Annotated in this window: 10 protein-coding genes; 1 reads left to right on the top strand and 9 read right to left on the bottom strand. The window is 73.4% G+C overall.

Annotation, left to right across the window (positions count from 1 at the left end; all coding sequences use genetic code 11):
- Nucleotides 1-55: 55 nt before the first annotated feature.
- The 6 genes from ACIQMV_RS11745 to ACIQMV_RS11720 all read right to left on the bottom strand — a co-directional run bounded on the left by ACIQMV_RS11745 (nucleotide 56) and on the right by ACIQMV_RS11720 (nucleotide 8,559).
- Nucleotides 56-2,359, bottom strand: coding sequence for a xanthine dehydrogenase family protein molybdopterin-binding subunit (locus ACIQMV_RS11745; protein ID WP_402592521.1), 2,304 nt, complete (start codon nucleotides 2,357-2,359; stop codon nucleotides 56-58).
- Nucleotides 2,356-4,722 carry a 2Fe-2S iron-sulfur cluster-binding protein gene (locus tag ACIQMV_RS11740; protein WP_402592520.1) on the bottom strand — a complete coding sequence of 789 codons (2,367 nt, stop codon included), beginning with the start codon at nucleotides 4,720-4,722 and terminating at the stop codon, nucleotides 2,356-2,358. The genes ACIQMV_RS11745 and ACIQMV_RS11740 overlap by 4 nt, the downstream gene beginning before the upstream one ends.
- The gene (locus ACIQMV_RS11735) at nucleotides 4,719-5,612 is read right to left on the bottom strand and encodes a xanthine dehydrogenase family protein subunit M (protein WP_141360528.1); all 894 of its coding nucleotides are present in this window, start codon (nucleotides 5,610-5,612) and stop codon (nucleotides 4,719-4,721) included. Before ACIQMV_RS11735 ends, ACIQMV_RS11740 begins: the two co-directional genes overlap by 4 nt.
- A gap of 273 nt (nucleotides 5,613-5,885) precedes the next feature.
- Entirely contained in the window at nucleotides 5,886-7,538 is a 1,653-nt protein-coding gene (locus ACIQMV_RS11730) for a beta-N-acetylhexosaminidase (protein WP_402592519.1), read from the bottom strand.
- A gap of 141 nt (nucleotides 7,539-7,679) precedes the next feature.
- Nucleotides 7,680-7,961 carry a DUF3039 domain-containing protein gene (locus ACIQMV_RS11725; RefSeq protein ID WP_141360526.1) on the bottom strand — a complete coding sequence of 94 codons (282 nt, stop codon included), beginning with the start codon at nucleotides 7,959-7,961 and terminating at the stop codon, nucleotides 7,680-7,682.
- A gap of 28 nt (nucleotides 7,962-7,989) precedes the next feature.
- A complete protein-coding gene (locus ACIQMV_RS11720; RefSeq protein WP_402592518.1) occupies nucleotides 7,990-8,559 on the bottom strand; it encodes a YqgE/AlgH family protein in 570 nt (189 codons plus the stop codon).
- A gap of 275 nt (nucleotides 8,560-8,834) precedes the next feature.
- On the opposite strand from ACIQMV_RS11720, the gene murA reads away from it, so the two are divergent.
- Nucleotides 8,835-10,181, top strand: a complete 1,347-nt coding sequence (gene murA, locus ACIQMV_RS11715) for a UDP-N-acetylglucosamine 1-carboxyvinyltransferase (RefSeq protein ID WP_141360524.1) — start codon at nucleotides 8,835-8,837, stop codon at nucleotides 10,179-10,181.
- Between the two features lie 166 nt (nucleotides 10,182-10,347).
- Here murA and ACIQMV_RS11710 read toward each other — a convergent pair whose 3' ends face one another.
- The 3 genes from ACIQMV_RS11710 to ACIQMV_RS11700 all read right to left on the bottom strand — a co-directional run bounded on the left by ACIQMV_RS11710 (nucleotide 10,348) and on the right by ACIQMV_RS11700 (nucleotide 15,041).
- The gene (locus ACIQMV_RS11710; protein ID WP_003990598.1) at nucleotides 10,348-10,629 is read right to left on the bottom strand and encodes an HU family DNA-binding protein; all 282 of its coding nucleotides are present in this window, start codon (nucleotides 10,627-10,629) and stop codon (nucleotides 10,348-10,350) included.
- A 297-nt stretch (nucleotides 10,630-10,926) separates the two neighbouring features.
- Nucleotides 10,927-12,342 (bottom strand): NAD-dependent malic enzyme, encoded by a 1,416-nt coding sequence (locus ACIQMV_RS11705; RefSeq protein ID WP_402592517.1) that lies wholly within the window; start codon nucleotides 12,340-12,342, stop codon nucleotides 10,927-10,929.
- A gap of 377 nt (nucleotides 12,343-12,719) precedes the next feature.
- Nucleotides 12,720-15,041, bottom strand: coding sequence for a HelD family protein (locus ACIQMV_RS11700; RefSeq protein WP_402592516.1), 2,322 nt, complete (start codon nucleotides 15,039-15,041; stop codon nucleotides 12,720-12,722).
- Between the last annotated feature and the right edge of the window lie 109 nt (nucleotides 15,042-15,150).

Raw genomic sequence — 15,150 nt, 5'->3', positions numbered from 1 at the left:
CCGGGCGGGCGCCCGGCGTTCCCTTCCAGCCCGGGCAACCGCGGGCGAACACCGCTCACTGCGTGGTCACGACCGCGGCCTGCGGGCGGATCGGCAGACGGTTGACGGGACGGCCCGTGGCGGCGCGCACCGCGGAGGCGACGGCCGCCGGGGAGGTCACCACCGGTACCGCGCTGACCGCCTTCGCGCCGAAGGGGGCGACGACGTCCCGCTCCTCGACCAGTTTCACGATCCGGACGTCGGGCGCGTCCAGGGCCGTGGGCAGGGCGTAGCCGGTGAGGTCGGGGTGGCGGACCAGTCCGCGCGGGGTGCGCAGGTTCTCGGTGAGGGCGATGCCCACGCCCTGGGTGACGCCCCCCTCGATCCGGGCGGCCAGCTGGGCCGGGTTGAGCACCCGGCCCACGTCCTGGGCGAGGGCGATCTCCACGACCCGTACCGAGCCCAGTTCGATGTCCACGTCCACCACCGCGCGGATGGCGCAGAAGGCCAGGCCCACGAAGGCGTCCCCCTGGCCCGACTCGTTCAGCGGCTCGGTGGGGTGCGGACGGCACTGGGCGGTCGCCCACAGCTCCTTGCCGTCCAGCGCCTCCGTGACCGTGGTGGACAGCACGCCGTCGTACGACGTGATCTTGCCGTCGGTGATCTGGAGCAGTTCGGTGGACATGCCGAACTTGTGGGCGAGCGGCTGGAGGAGCTGGGTGCGGACCATCTTCGCCGCGCGTTCCACCGCGCCGCCCGACACCCAGGTGTGGCGGCCCCGGCACCCCGCGCCGGCCGACGGCTGGTCGGTGTCGACCGGGGCCACGTGCACCTCGTCGATGCCGAGCGTGTCCTGGACGATCTGCCGGGCGAGCGTCGTGAAGCCCTGGCCGGACTCCACCGCCGCGCACAGCACCGTCGCCACGCCGCCCTGGACCCGCACGGTCGCCGTGGAGACCTCGTCGGCGCCCTCCGCGCCGAGCATGTGCACCATGCCCAGGCCGTAGCCCACGCCCCGGCGCACCGCGCCCGGTTCGCCCGCTCCCTCGAGGCCGCCGGGCAGCAGCCACTCGTCCTCGGGGACGTCCTTGGGCAGCGGCGGCAGCGGGTGGTCCCGTACGGCCTGGAGCAGTTCGGCGACCGGGGCCGGGCACGTCACCGTCTGGCCGGTCGGCAGCACGTCGCCGGTCGCCATGACGTTGCGCAGGCGCACCTCGGCCGGGTCCAGGCCGAGCTTCTTGGCCAGCTTGTCCATCTGGGCCTCGTAGGCGGCGCACACCTGCATCGCGCCCTCGCCGCGGACATGGCCGGAGGGCGGGTTGTTGGTGCGCACGGCCCAGCCCTCGATGAAGGCGTTCGGGACGACGTAGGGGCCGCAGGCGAAGGACACGGCGGCGGCGAGGGCGTCGGAGGAGGTGTCGGCGTAGGCGCCCGCGTCCAGCAGGATCTGCGCCTCGACCTTGACCAACGTGCCCTCGGCGTCGGCGTGGTGGCGGTAGCGCAGGAGCGTCGGGTGGCGGTGGGTGTGGCCCAGGAACGACTCCTCGCGGGTCGCCGTGAGCTTCACCGGGCAGCCGGTCCTCAGCGCGAGCAGGCCGAGCGGGAGCTGGAAGCCCTGGTCCTCGCGGTCGGCGGTGGCGCCCGGCACGCCGGTGACGACGATCTTCACGCGCTCGGGTTCCAGTCCGTAGCAGGCGGCGAGCGCGTCGCGGTCGGTGTGCGGGTCGGTGGAGGCCAGGTACAGCTCCACCCCGCCGTCGGGGCGGGGCACCGCGAGACCGGCCTCGGCGCCGATGGGGGCCGGGTCCTGGCGGCCGATGCGGTACAGGCCCTCGACGACGACCTCGCCGGCCGCCTCCGGGTCGCCGTGGCGCAGCGGGATGTGCCGGATCAGGTTGCCGTCGGGGTGCAACGGCTCGGCCTCGAAAGCCTGTTCGGGATCGGTCACCGGGTCGAGCACCTCGTACTCGACGATGACGGCGGCGGCGGCCATCCGCGCGGTGTCCGGGTGGTCGGCGGCCACGGCCGCGATGGGCTCGCCGTGGTGGCGTACGACCTCGGAGGCGAACACCGGGCGGTCGGGCGTGCCGCGGCCGTACACGGGGCGGCCCGGGACGTCCTCGTGGGTGACGACGGCCCGTACGCCGGGCATCTCGCGCGCGTGTGCCGTGTCGATGGACACGATCCGCGCGTGCGGGTGCGGCGAGCGCAGTACGGCCGCCCACAGCAGGCCCTCGGCCCACAGGTCGGCCGCGTACGGGAAGGTGCCCTCCGTCTTGGCGCGGGCGTCGGCGGCCGGCAGTGAGGAGCCGAGACCGTGCGGCAGGGGTTCGGGCGCGGGGGCGGTCTCCGCGGCGGCGGTGGCGGCTTCGTTGCTCACGCCTGGCCTCCGTCCTGGCCGTAGGGGTCGTGCGGTGCCGGGGTGTCGAACGCGGAGGGGTGGACCCCGCCGGCGCCCGGACCCGCCTGGTGGGGGATGCGCGGCTCCTCGGCCTCCTGCTCGGCCTCGTCCGCCGCCGTGTGCGCCTCGCGTTCGGTGACGACCTCCTTGACGGCCTGGAGGACGCCCCGGTAGCCCGTGCAGCGGCACAGGTTGCCGCACAGCGCCTGGCGGGTCTCCAGCTCGGTCGGGTCCGGGTTGCCCTCCAGCAGGTCGTGCACGGTCATCGCCATGCCGGGCACGCAGAAGCCGCACTGGACCGCGCCGCACCGGGCGAGCGCCCGCTGCACGTCCGAGGGCTGCCCGTCCACGGCCAGTCCCTCGATCGTGCGCACCTCGCTGCCGGCCGCGGTGACCCCGGGCACCAGGCAGGAGGCGACCAGGCGTCCGTCGACCTGTACGTTGCAGGCGCCGCACTCGCCCTGCGAGCAGCCGTCCTTGGCGCCCGCGAGTCCGAGCCGCTCGCGCAGCACGTACAGCAGCGACTCGCCGATCCAGGCGTCGGTGACGGGCCGGTCGGCGCCGTTGACGCGCAGCACGTACGAGGCGAGCGGGTGCTCGTCCTGCGGGGGCGCGGGAGGCGGGTCCTCCTGGGTGGCGGCGTCCGGCTGTCCGGCGTCCGGGTCCGGGCCGGCGTCCGCGCCGTCCGGGGTCGCGGAGCCGGAGCCCGTGACGGGCTCTCCGGCGGCCCGGGAGGACGGCTGGGCCTCCTGCGGCGAGCCGGGCCGTGCGGGCGACCCGGCGGGCCCCTCGGCGCCCTCCACGGCCCCTCGGGGGCCTTCGCCGGTCTCGGTCGCGCCGGAGGCCGGCCGCGGGGAGTCCGCGTCGGACTCCGCCGGGGACTCGGACCGGGGCCGCGAGGCCTGCGCGCCTTGTTCCGCGCGGAGTTGGGCTTGCCGCTCCGCCGGTGAACCGGTGGCGCCCCGCCCGGGTACGGCGGCCGCGCCCTGCCCATGCGGAGCCTCGGGTCCCCGAGCGGCGGCGGTGTCCGCGCCGGGTCCGGTCACGGTCGGCGGGAATGGCCGGGCGGCCTCCGACGCCGGCCCCTCGGCCGCGTGCTGGACCCCCGCCGGACGGCCGTCCGCACGGCCCGCGCCCGAAGCCGCCGGCTCGCCCTCGCGCGCACCGCCCGCCGAAGTCCCGGCGCTGTACGCGTCCTGGACAGCCCCGGCGCCGTGCGCGCCCGCGCCGGGCCCTCCGGCCGGGGAACCACCACCGGCCACACCGCCCGCAGCGGGAGGTCCCGGCAACCGCACGTCCGCGCGCGAGCCGTCCACCGTCGTCCCGTACGCGGCTTCCGCCGCCCCGGCACCGTTTCCGCCACCGCCCGGCCCACCGACCGGGGAACCACCACCGGTCGTATCGCCCGCAGCGGGAGGTCCCGGCAACCGCACGTCCGCGCGCGAGCCGTCCACCGTCGTCCCGTACGCGGCTTCCGCCGCCCCGGCACCGTTTCCGCCACCGCCCGGCCCACCGACCGGGGAACCACCACCGGTCGTATCGCCCGCAGCGGGAGGTCCCGGCAACCGCACGTCCGCGCGCGAGCCGTACGCCGCCTCAGCCGGCCCGGCACCCTGCCCGCCCGCGGCCGGCCCTCCGGCCGGGAACGCGGCGCCGGTCGGTCCGTTCTCGTAGGTGTGCGCGGCCGGTGCGCTCCCGTGCGGGTCGCCCGCCGGGGGCTCGCCAGGCTGTCCGGGCGCCTCGGCTCCGGTGCGGGGGCGGCTCCAGGCCTGGCCGACCTCCTCCGTGGCCCATGGGGCGGCCGCGCCGCCGGGGAGGGTGGTCGGAGGGGTTCCGCCCCACTGCTGGACCAGCGACGACGTGGTGAACTCGCCTGATTCGTCCGGGATGTCACCCCCGGCGACCGGGATCGACCACTGCCCGGTCACGTCCTGTCCGGGCGCGGGAGGGGCCTGAGCGGCCGGGCCCGCCTGGGTCTCGTCGAAGTTCCACTGCTGGGTGGCCTCCGGACGGTACGTGAACCGGTCGTCCGCGCCCGCGTCCTGCGGCACGGCGTTCGGGTCGGGCCACTGGGCGCCCTGGGCGGGCACGCCCGGCACGGCCCAACCGCCCGTCCCCACCGGGTCGGTCGCCTCCTGCGGGGCGGGTGTGACCGCTATCGGCGGCGGCACGTACCCGTGGCCGGGCGCCGCGAGCGGGCTGTGGGCGGCGAGGAGGGCGTCGATACCGCCCTCGGGCAGCTTCACGAACGCGGTGGCGCCGTCGTCGTACTCGCCCTGCGGCAGCGGGTCCCATCGGCCGCCGCTGCCCGGCGTGCCCTCCGCGTGCTGGTCGTCGGTCACGACAGCGCCCTCCCCAGTGCTCGTCGGGCCAGCGCGGCGACAGTGCGCCGCAGGTGCAGTACGGCGGGCGGAAGCTGCTGCACGGAGCCGTCCTCGGCGGGAACCGGATCGGGGATGCAGGCCGCGGCCACGTACTCGCCGAAGGCGTTCTGCGCCTCCGGGACGATCACGCGGCCGTTGTCCCAGTCGATGAGCTGAGCCACCCAGTGTTCGGCGTCCAGCGGCCGCAGCGGCATCGGCGCTATGGCGCCCACCGCGCACCGCACCCCGCGCCGGGCCGGGTCGAGGACCAGCGCCACGGACGCGACCGCGCGGCCCGGTCCGGTGCGGCCGGTCGCCTTGAGGAAGACCTGCGGCGCGTGCAGCAGCGGCACGCGCACGTAGCCGATGAGCTCGCCCGCGCGGAGCATCTCCACGCCGGCCAGCAGATGCGACACCGGGATCTCCCGGCGGGCTCCGCCCGGGCCCGCGATGATCAGGATCGCCTCCAGGGCGGCCAGCACCGGCAGCGCGTCCCCGGTGGGGGCGGCGGAGGCGATGTTGCCGCCCAGGGTGCCCGCGTTGCGGATGTGCGGCGGGCCCGCGGCGCGCGCGGCGGCGGCCAGCGCCGGGATCAGCGCGGCGAAGTCGGGGCGCCCCATGCGCGCGTGGGTGAGCCCGGCACCGAGCAGCGCGTGGCCGTCCTGGTACTGCCAGCCGCGGATCTCGCTGATCCGGCCGAGGCCGACCAGCGCGGTGGGCCTGAGCTGCCCGGAGTTGACGGCGGCCATGAGGTCGGTGCCGCCCGCCACGGGCACCGCGGCGGGCATGGCCGTGAGTGCCGCCACCGCCTCGTTCAGCGTCGTGGGCAGCGTGACGGCCTGCGCCGCCTGAGGTGCGTGCGTGGTCAAAACCGGCTGCCCCTTCCCGCTGCCCCCGCTGGTCCCACCTGTGCTGCCGTACGGTACGTGCCGACAGGGCGGACGTGGCAACTCTGGCACATCTTCGCAGGGCCCGAAGACAGGGGTCCGCTAGGTGGCATTCGCCCACCTCATCGGGGACATGGTCCGATTTGGCACACCATCACCGGTGCGAGCGAATTCCCACTCTTCGCTGACACTTGCGACCTTTTTCCGGCACCTGTTCGAGACGGCGGGCGGAGCCGGCCGGTCCGCCGCCTCCCGCTACCTCGGCGGCGGACCGTCGAGGGGCCGCCCGAGGATGCCGGGGCGCCGCTGCCACGGGTGCGGTCCGGTGGGCGGCCGGTAGCGGACGCCCAGGGCCTCCAGACGCCCGTAGTGGGCGGTCATCCGCCGCTCGAAATCCGCGAAGTCCCGTTCCGCCGGGGCGGGCAGGGCACTCCAGGCGACCTCGGCGAACGCGGCCAGCCTGGGGAACGCCTGGTAGTCCACACGTGCCTGATCCTCCATCACCTCGGTCCACACGTTGGCCTGCGCGCCCAGCACATGGCGGGCCCGGGCCCCGTCCAGCTCCGGGGGGACCGGCTCGAACCGGTAGACGTCCTCCAGGGTGCGCACGAAGCCGATCGGCACGGGCTCGTCCTCGCCCGGGGCCTGGCGGTGGTCCAGGTACACCTCCTGCTCGGGGCACATGACGACGTCGTGGCCGGCCCGCGCGGCGGCGATCCCGCCCTCGTACCCGCGCCAGGACGACACCGCGGCCCCCGCCGCCAGGCCGCCCTCCAGGATCTCGTCCCAGCCGATGAGCCTTCGCCCGCGCGCGGTGAGCCAGGCGTCGAAGTGGCCGACGAACCAGGCCTGGAGCTCGTCCTCGCCGGCCAGTGCGAGTTCCGCGATCCGCGCCTGCGCGGCCGGCGAGGCCCGCCACTGCTCCTTGGGGCACTCGTCACCGCCGATGTGGACGAACCCCGAGATCCCCGACCCGTTGGACGTCACGGCGTCCGCGGGGAACAGTTCGAGCAGTTCCTCGAAGACGCCCTCGTAGAAGCGCAGGGTGGTGTCGGTGGGGGCGAGGACGTTCGGGTTGACGCCCCAGTCGTCCCAGACGGTGAGGGCGGCGGTGTCGACGACGTCGGTGTTGCCGAGTTCCGGGTACGCGGCGATGGCGGCCTGCGAGTGCCCGGGCACGTCGATCTCGGGGACGACGGCGATGTGCCGCTCGGCCGCGTAGGCGACGATCTCCCGGATGTCGTCCTGGGTGTAGTGGCCGCCGTGCGGTTTGTCCTCCCACAGCGGGGACGCCCGGTGGCCGAATCTCGTCCGCGCCCGCCAGGAGCCGACCTCCGTCAGCCTCGGGTACCGCTTGATCTCGATCCGCCAGCCCTGGTCGTCGGTCAGGTGGAAGTGCAGCACGTTGAGTTTGTGCGCGGCCATCAGGTCGAGGTAGCGCAGGACGCCGTCCTTCGGCATGAAGTGGCGGGCCACGTCGAGCATCAGGCCGCGCCAGCGGAAGCGGGGGGCGTCCTCGATCACCCCCGCCGGGACCGCGTGGGCGGCGTCCGGCCGTACGGGGGCGCGCCGGAAGGCGTCGGGGCCGAGCAGCTGACGCAGGGTCTGCGCACCCCAGAACACCCCGGCCGGGGAGCCGCCGCGGATCTCTGCACCCCGGCCGGCGACGGCGTCGAGCCGGTACGCCTCGGGTTCCAGGGAGTCGTCCAGGCGCAGCCGTACGGAGTCCGGGTCGTCCTCGGCGCCGGGCGGGAAGGGCAGGCCGAGGGCCGCGCCGAGTGTGCCGCGCAGCCAGCGTTCCGTGCCGCCGGTGCCCTCGGCGGCCCAGAGGGTGGTGCCCCGGTCGAGCGGGACGGCGCGGTCCGGGGAGACGGCCGCGGCGCGCGGGGCCGGAATCACGTCGGTCATGCCACCCATGGGTAGCGTCGGCCGCGACACGGCGCAACGAGCGTTGCACATCGTGCACGGGCCGTCCGACGACACAGGCCCCCGAGGCACGTCGGAGCGCGCCTCGGGGGCCCTGCGAGTCTCTGCCGAGCGGGGAGCCGGTTACTTCTTCTTGTCGTCGCCGCCTTCGCCGCCGCCGCTCATGGATTCGTAGATCTCCTTGCACAGCGGGCAGACGGGGTACTTCTTCGGGTCGCGGCCCGGCACCCACACCTTGCCGCACAGCGCCACGACGGGCGTACCGTCGAGGGCGCTCGCCATGATCTTGTCCTTCTGGACGTAGTGGGCGAAGCGCTCGTGGTCGCCGTCGCCGTGGGACACCTGCGGCGTCGGCTCGACGAGGGTACCCGTACCAGTGCCGCGCTCGGGCTCGAGAGTGCTCATACGGCAAGGGTACTGAAGGCCCCGGGCATCAGTTGAGTGAAGGGTCGTCCGGATATGTGGCGACCATCGCCAGTTCGTTGCGCTGGCGGCGCAGCACCTCGCGCCACAGTCTCTCGGGGGACGGGGAGGACACGTCGCCGGGTTCCGACTCGACGACGTACCAGGCCCCTTCCGCCAGCTCGTCCTCGAGCTGGCCGGGGCCCCAGCCGGCGTATCCGGCGAAGATCCGCAGCGAGCCGAGGGCGGAGGCCAGCAGCTCGGGAGGTGCCTCCAGATCGACGAGACCGATCGCGCCGTGCACCCGGCGCCAGCCCAGCGGGGCGCCCCCGCCGGAGCCGCCGGGGATGACGGCGACGCCGAGTGCGGAGTCCAGCGACACCGGGCCGCCCTGGAAGACGACGCCGGGCTCCCCGGTGAGATCCGCCCAGCCCTCCAGGATATCGCTCACGTCCACGGGGGTGGGACGGTTGAGGACGACACCGAGGGAGCCCTCCTCGTCGTGGTCGAGAAGGAGCACCACCGCACGGTCGAAGTTCGGGTCCGCCAGGGCGGGCGTAGCCACGAGCAGCCGCCCTGTGAGCGAGGACACCTCGGTCATGCCAGACATGATCCCGCATCTTCCCTGCGCATGGGGAGCCAATCCGGCTACGGGGGTGAGCGCAGCTCAGGGGACACGGAAGCGTCACCGGCGCACGGCCGCCGCGGTGACCGCACGTGCCCGACGCTCAACGGGGCGTGTTGGCGCAGGGTCCCGAGCCAACCCGGGCCGCCGACGGGCTTTCTGCAGGGGGGCGCACGGCGATTACCCTGTCTCTCCGGCCCCCTCCGAAGTGATCGGCCGGATCCTGCCCACCTCATCGGAACGCGAGATACATGACCGTCAACGGCACTGATGACGTCCTGCTTGTCCACGGCGGAACCCCGCTGGAGGGCGAGATCCGTGTCCGCGGTGCGAAGAACCTCGTACCAAAGGCCATGGTCGCCGCCCTGCTGGGCGGTGAGCCAAGTCGCCTGCGCAACGTTCCGGACATCCGTGACGTGCGTGTCGTGCGCGGTCTGCTGCAACTGCACGGGGTGACGGTCCGTCCGGGTGACGAACCGGGTGAGCTGGTGCTCGACCCGACCCGGGTGGAGAGCGCCAATGTCGCCGACATCGATGCGCACGCGGGCTCCTCGCGCATTCCGATCCTGTTCTGCGGGCCGCTGCTGCACCGGCTGGGGCACGCGTTCATCCCCGGCCTGGGCGGCTGCGACATCGGCGGCCGGCCCATCGACTTCCACTTCGACGTGCTGCGGCAGTTCGGCGCGGTCATCGAGAAGCGGGCCGACGGGCAGTACCTGGAGGCCCCGCAGCGGCTCCGCGGGACGAAGATCCGGCTGCCGTACCCGTCCGTCGGCGCGACCGAGCAGGTGCTGCTGACGGCCGTGCTGGCCGAGGGGGTCACCGAGCTGTCCAACGCGGCCGTGGAGCCGGAGATCGAGGACCTGATCTGCGTCCTGCAGAAGATGGGCGCGATCATCGCGATCGACACCGACCGCACGATCCGGATCACGGGTGTGGAGAAGCTCGGCGGCTACAACCACCGGGCCCTTTCGGACCGGCTGGAGGCGGCGTCCTGGGCGTCCGCGGCGCTGGCCACCGAGGGCGACATCTACGTCCGCGGCGCCCAGCAGCGGTCGATGATGACCTTCCTGAACACCTACCGGAAGGTCGGCGGCGCGTTCCAGATCGACGACGAGGGCATCCGCTTCTGGCACCCGGGCGGCCAGTTGAAGTCCATCGCGCTGGAGACGGACGTGCACCCCGGTTTCCAGACCGACTGGCAGCAGCCGCTGGTGGTCGCCCTGACCCAGGCCACGGGCCTGTCGATCATCCACGAGACGGTGTACGAGTCGCGTCTGGGCTTCACCTCCGCGCTCAACCAGATGGGCGCCCACATCCAGCTCTACCGCGAGTGCCTGGGCGGCTCCGACTGCCGCTTCGGCCAGCGCAACTTCCTGCACTCCGCGGTGGTGTCCGGCCCGACCCGGCTCCAGGGCGCCGACCTGGTCATCCCCGACCTGCGCGGCGGCTTCTCGTACCTGATCGCGGCCCTGGCCGCCCAGGGAACCTCCCGCGTCCACGGCATCGACCTGATCAACCGCGGCTACGAGAACTTCATGGAGAAGCTCATGGAGCTGGGCGCCAAGGTGGAGCTCCCGGGCCAGGCCCTCGGCTGACCGAACCCCCCAGCCGGGCCCTCGGCTGGTCCGCGTTCCCCCGGCGGGCGCCGGGGGAACGCGGGTACGACTTTGGGGCGGCCCCCGGTGAGGGGGACCGCCCCATTGGCGTCGTGACGGCCTGCAGCGTCTCGTACGCCGTCCCACGGCGTACGAGACGGCGAGGTCACTTGCCCTTGGCCGCTTCCTTGAGCTTGCTGCCCGCGGAGACCTTCACGCTGTAGCCGGCCGGGATCTGGATCGGCTCGCCGGTCTGCGGGTTGCGAGCGGTGCGAGCGGCACGGTGGGTGCGCTCGAAGGTCAGGAAACCAGGGATGGTGACCTTCTCGTCCCCCTTGGAGACGATGTCGCCGACGACGTCGGCGAACGCGGCCAGCACGGCGTCGGCGTCCTTGCGGGTCACCTCGGCACGGTCGGCCAGCGCGGCCACCAGCTCACTGCGGTTCATGTTGTTACTCCCGTGTTCTTCTTACCGTTGCGGCGAGGCCGCATGTTGGGCACAGCGAAGCCGATGCTGCCAGGGTCCTCGGTGAGTCCCCGGACCCGGGTCCGTCGCCGAACCCTCGCGCCCAGGGAGGCATCCTGCCCCCACCTGCGGCGCGAATGCCAATCCGGCACCCATAGGAGTCGTGAGAACACCCTTGGGAGTCACACGAAGAGATGCCCGAGCCTGGCCGTCACGATAAGGCTCCACCGGCGGCGGGGTGCTTCACGACGCGCCGGTTTCGCCGCGCCGTGGCAATCGTCACGCCGTTGCCGCCGTCTTCGCGGCCGCCTCCCGGACCGCCCCGGCCACCGCGCCGGCGACCTTGTCGTTGAAGACGCTCGGAATGATGTAGTTCGGGTTCAGCTCGTCCCCGGTGACCACGTCGGCGAGGGCCTGCGCGGCGGCCAGCATCATCTCCGTGTTGACGGTCCGGGACTGCGCGTCCAGCAGGCCGCGGAAAACACCCGGGAAGACCAGCACGTTGTTGATCTGGTTGGGGAAGTCGGAGCGGCCGGTGGCCACAACTGCCGCCGTCTGACGGGCAATTGCCGGGTCCACCTCGGGGTCGGGGTTCGCGAGCGCGAACACGATCGCGCCCTCCGCCATGGCGGCCACGTCGTCACCGTCGAGCACGTTGGGCGCCGAGACGCCGATGAAGACGTCCGCGCCGTGCACGGCCTCCTTCAGCGTGCCGCTCAGGCCCTCCGGGTTGGTGTTGTCCGCGATCCAGCGCAGCGGGGAGTCCGGGGCGGCCCCGACGAGGTCCTCACGCTCGGCGTGCACCACACCGTGGATGTCGGCGACGACGGCGTTCTTCACGCCCGCGGCGATCAGCAGCCGCAGGATCGCCGTGCCGGCCGCGCCGGCGCCGGACATCACCACGCGCACGCTGTCGATCGACTTGCCGACCACGCGCAGCGCGTTGGTCAGCGCGGAGAGCACGACGATCGCGGTGCCGTGCTGGTCGTCGTGGAAGACGGGGATGTCGAGGGCCTCGCGCAGCCGGGCCTCGATCTCGAAGCAGCGGGGCGCGGAGATGTCCTCCAGGTTGATGCCCGCGAAGCCGGGGGCGATCGCCTTGACGATCTCGACGATCGCGTCGCTGTCCTGGGTGTCCAGGCAGATCGGCCAGGCGTCGATGCCGGCGAAGCGCTTGAAGAGGGCCGCCTTGCCCTCCATGACCGGCAGTGCGGCCTTCGGGCCGATGTTGCCCAGGCCCAGCACGGCCGAGCCGTCCGTCACGACCGCAACCGAGTTGCGCTTGATGGTCAGGCGCCGGGCGTCCTCGGGGTTCTCCGCGATCGCCATGCACACACGGGCCACACCGGGGGTGTAGACCATGGACAGGTCGTCACGGTTGCGGATGGGGTGCTTGGACGCCATCTCGATCTTGCCGCCGAGGTGCATGAGGAACGTGCGATCCGAGACCTTGCCCAGCGTGACGCCCTCGATGCCCCGCAGCTTCTCGACGATCTCCTCGGCGTGGGCCGTCGAGGTGGCCGCGATGGTGACGTCGATACGGAGCCTCTCGTGGCCCGACGCGGTGACGTCGAGGCCGGTCACCGAGCCTCCGGAGGACTCCACGGCCGTGGTGAGCTGCGATACGGCGGTTCCGCCCGCCGGCACCTCCAGACGGATGGTCATCGAGTAGGAGACGCTGGGCGCCGTTGCCATGGCCGACTTCCTCTGCTTTCACCGTGTCGCGAAGTTCTGCCGTCCGATCGTCGCACCTACCCCCGAGTACGTGCTAGCCGCCCCGGGTTGTGGACGTTGTGTTCACCTGGAGGTGTCGATTTCGGAAACTGAATTCCACCATACGAGAACCGGCGAAGCGACGGAAGGTGCGCAGGCGGCAAAAGAGGCCCACGTCACACGAGTGACGTGGGCCTCCTGGAGGTGTGTATGACACCGACCCGCCATGCTCGCCTCGCGGCAAGTGGTCGCTCGTAGCGACGAAGGTTGGGCCCGGGGGCTTGGATCGGGCCGGTGTCGTATCCAGGCTAACAAACGGATCCCTCGTGGCCATTCCCGTCGCTGCGGTTACCCCGGGTTCAGTCCCGCAGCAGATCCGGCACCCCGGCCCCGTCCGGCTCGTCCCGCTCCCCGGAGACCACCGTCAGCTGTTGGGTGGCCCTGGTCAGGGCCACGTACAGGACCCGCAGACCGGCCGGGGACTCGTCCGCGATCTCCGCGGGCGAGACGACGACCGTCGCGTCGTACTCCAGGCCCTTGGCCTCCAGGCTGCCGAGGGCCACCACCCGGTCGCCGAGCCCGGCCAGCCAGCGCCTGGCCTCCTCGCGCCGGTTCATGGCGACGACCACGCCGACCGTGCCGTCCACCAGGTCCAGCAGTCGCTCGGCCTCCGCCCGCGCGCTCTTCTCCACGGAGCCCCGGACGACGGCGAAGCGCGGCTCCACCCCGGTGGAGCGCACGGCCGTCGGCGCGAGGGAGCCGGGCATGGCCAGGGCGAGGACCTTCGACGACAGGTCGGCGATCTCCGCCGGGTTGCGGTAGTTCACGGTCAGCTGGAAACGGCGGCGCGGCCGGGTGCCCAGGGCCTCGTCGCGGGCCTCGGCCGCCTCGTCCGGGTCGGACCAGGAGGACTGGGCGGGGTCGCCGACGACCGTCCAGGTGGCGTGCCGGCCGCGGCGGCCGACCATCCGCCACTGCATGGGCGTGAGGTCCTGTGCCTCGTCCACGATGACGTGCGCGTACTCGGTGCGCTCCTGCGCGAGGCGCTCCGCCCGCTCCCGCTGCGACTCCTCGCGCACCGGCATCAGCTCCTCCAGACCGGTGAGCTGGTCCAGCGGGTCCAGTTCGCGCTTCCGGCGCGGGCGGGCCGGGGTGCCGAGGATCGCCTGGAGCTCGTCGAGCAGGGCGATGTCGTGCACCGAGTACCCGTTCCGCCGCAGCGAGCGGGCCACCCGGCGCACCTCCCCCGGGTTGAGGATCCGGCGCGCCCAGCGGCCCAGGCGCCGCTCGTCGGCCATGGCGGTGAGCACGGCCGGCGGGGTCAGCTCGGGCCACCACGCGTCGAGGAAGGCGACGAAGGAGTCCTCACCGGTCACGTCCTCGTCGAAGGAGGAACGCAGCTCGGCGGCCAGTTGCGGGTCGGTGTGCCGGCCGGCGGCGCCCGACTTCTCCCACAGGGTGTCCAGCAGCAGCTTGCGGGCGCGCGGGCGCAGCAGGTTGACCGGCGCCGTGCCGCCGAGGGCGGTGCGCCGGACGTGGTCGAGCTCCTCGGCCTCCAGCTCCAGCCGGCGGCCGAAGGCGACGACCCGCAGCCGGTCCGGCGAGCCGTTCGACTCCAGCGCGCCCCGCGCCGCCTTGCGCAGCACCTTCAGCATCCGGTACGAGCCCTTGGCCCGCGCCACCGCAGGAGAGTCGTACAGCGTGGCCTCGGCGCCGTCGACGAGCGAGCCGATCGCCCGGATGGCGACCTGGCCCTCCTCGCCGAGCGAGGGCAGCACGCCCTCGGTGTAGGCCACGAGCAGCGGCGTCGGGGAGACGATCAGGATGCCGCCCGCGTAGCGGCGCCGGTCCTGGTAGAGCAGGTAGGCCGCCCGGTGCAGGGCGACCGCCGTCTTCCCCGTCCCCGGACCGCCCTCGACGTACGTCACCGAGGCGGCGGGGGCGCGGATGACCAGGTCCTGCTCGGCCTGGATGGAGGAGACGATGTCCCTCATGGCGTGGCTGCGGGCCCGGCCGAGCGCGGCCATCAGCGCGCCGTCGCCGATCGCGGGCAGCTCGTGGCCGTCGAGGAAGGCTTTCAGCTCGGGACGCATCAGGTCGTCCTCGACCCCGAGCACGCGCCGCCCCTTGGAGCGGATGACCCGCCGGCGCACGACCCGGCCGGGGTCGACCGGGGTGGAGCGGTAGAACGGGGCCGCGGCCGGTGCCCGCCAGTCGATGACCAGCGGGGAGTAGTCCGCGTCGAGGACGCCGATGCGGCCGATGTGCAGGGTCTCGGCGATGTCCGCCGTGCCGTCCTCGCGGACCGCGCCCTCGGCCGGCTCGACCGCGGTGTACGCGCCGTCCGGGCCCTTCCTGCCGTCCTTGCCGAGCAGCAGGTCGATACGGCCGAACAGGAAGTCCTCGAACTCGTTGTTCAGCCGGTTGAGGTGGATGCCCGCCCGGAACACCTGCGCGTCGCGCTCGGCCAGCGCGCCGGGTGTACCCACCTGGCCGCGCTGGGCCGCGTCGCGCATGAGGAACTCGGCCTCGTGGATCTTCTCCTCGAGGCGGCGGTACACCCGGTCCAGGTGCTGCTGTTCCACACCGATCTCTCGGTCCCGTACGGAATCGTGCGCCGCTTCGTGCGCTGCGGCGTGGACCGATCCGACCGCGGAATCCTGTTGAGCCTGTGCGGCCACCGGGCCCCCTTCTGACGTGCTGGGCAGCCGTCAACCGTACGCGAAGGGGGCCCGCTCGCGGAAGCCAATGCCCGTCCGGCGGACCGTGTCGCAGACGCGGTCCGCCACA

The sequence above is a fragment of the Streptomyces sp. NPDC091412 genome (genome assembly GCF_044756885.1).
In the GTDB taxonomy this organism is placed as follows: domain Bacteria; phylum Actinomycetota; class Actinomycetes; order Streptomycetales; family Streptomycetaceae; genus Streptomyces.
The sequence above is the reverse complement of the archived record's forward strand: the minus strand, read 5'-3'. Positions and strand labels throughout refer to the sequence as shown.

Bases quoted from the DNA above. Each gene is read 5' to 3' on its own strand.
- ACIQMV_RS11730 (WP_402592519.1), bottom strand. From the start codon at position 7,538: ATGACCGACGTGATTCCGGCCCCGCGCGCCGCGGCCGTCTCCCCGGAC.
- ACIQMV_RS11725 (WP_141360526.1), bottom strand. From the start codon at position 7,961: ATGAGCACTCTCGAGCCCGAGCGCGGCACTGGTACGGGTACCCTCGTC.
- ACIQMV_RS11720 (WP_402592518.1), bottom strand. From the start codon at position 8,559: ATGACCGAGGTGTCCTCGCTCACAGGGCGGCTGCTCGTGGCTACGCCC.
- murA (WP_141360524.1), top strand. From the start codon at position 8,835: ATGACCGTCAACGGCACTGATGACGTCCTGCTTGTCCACGGCGGAACC.
- ACIQMV_RS11710 (WP_003990598.1), bottom strand. From the start codon at position 10,629: ATGAACCGCAGTGAGCTGGTGGCCGCGCTGGCCGACCGTGCCGAGGTG.
- ACIQMV_RS11705 (WP_402592517.1), bottom strand. From the start codon at position 12,342: ATGGCAACGGCGCCCAGCGTCTCCTACTCGATGACCATCCGTCTGGAG.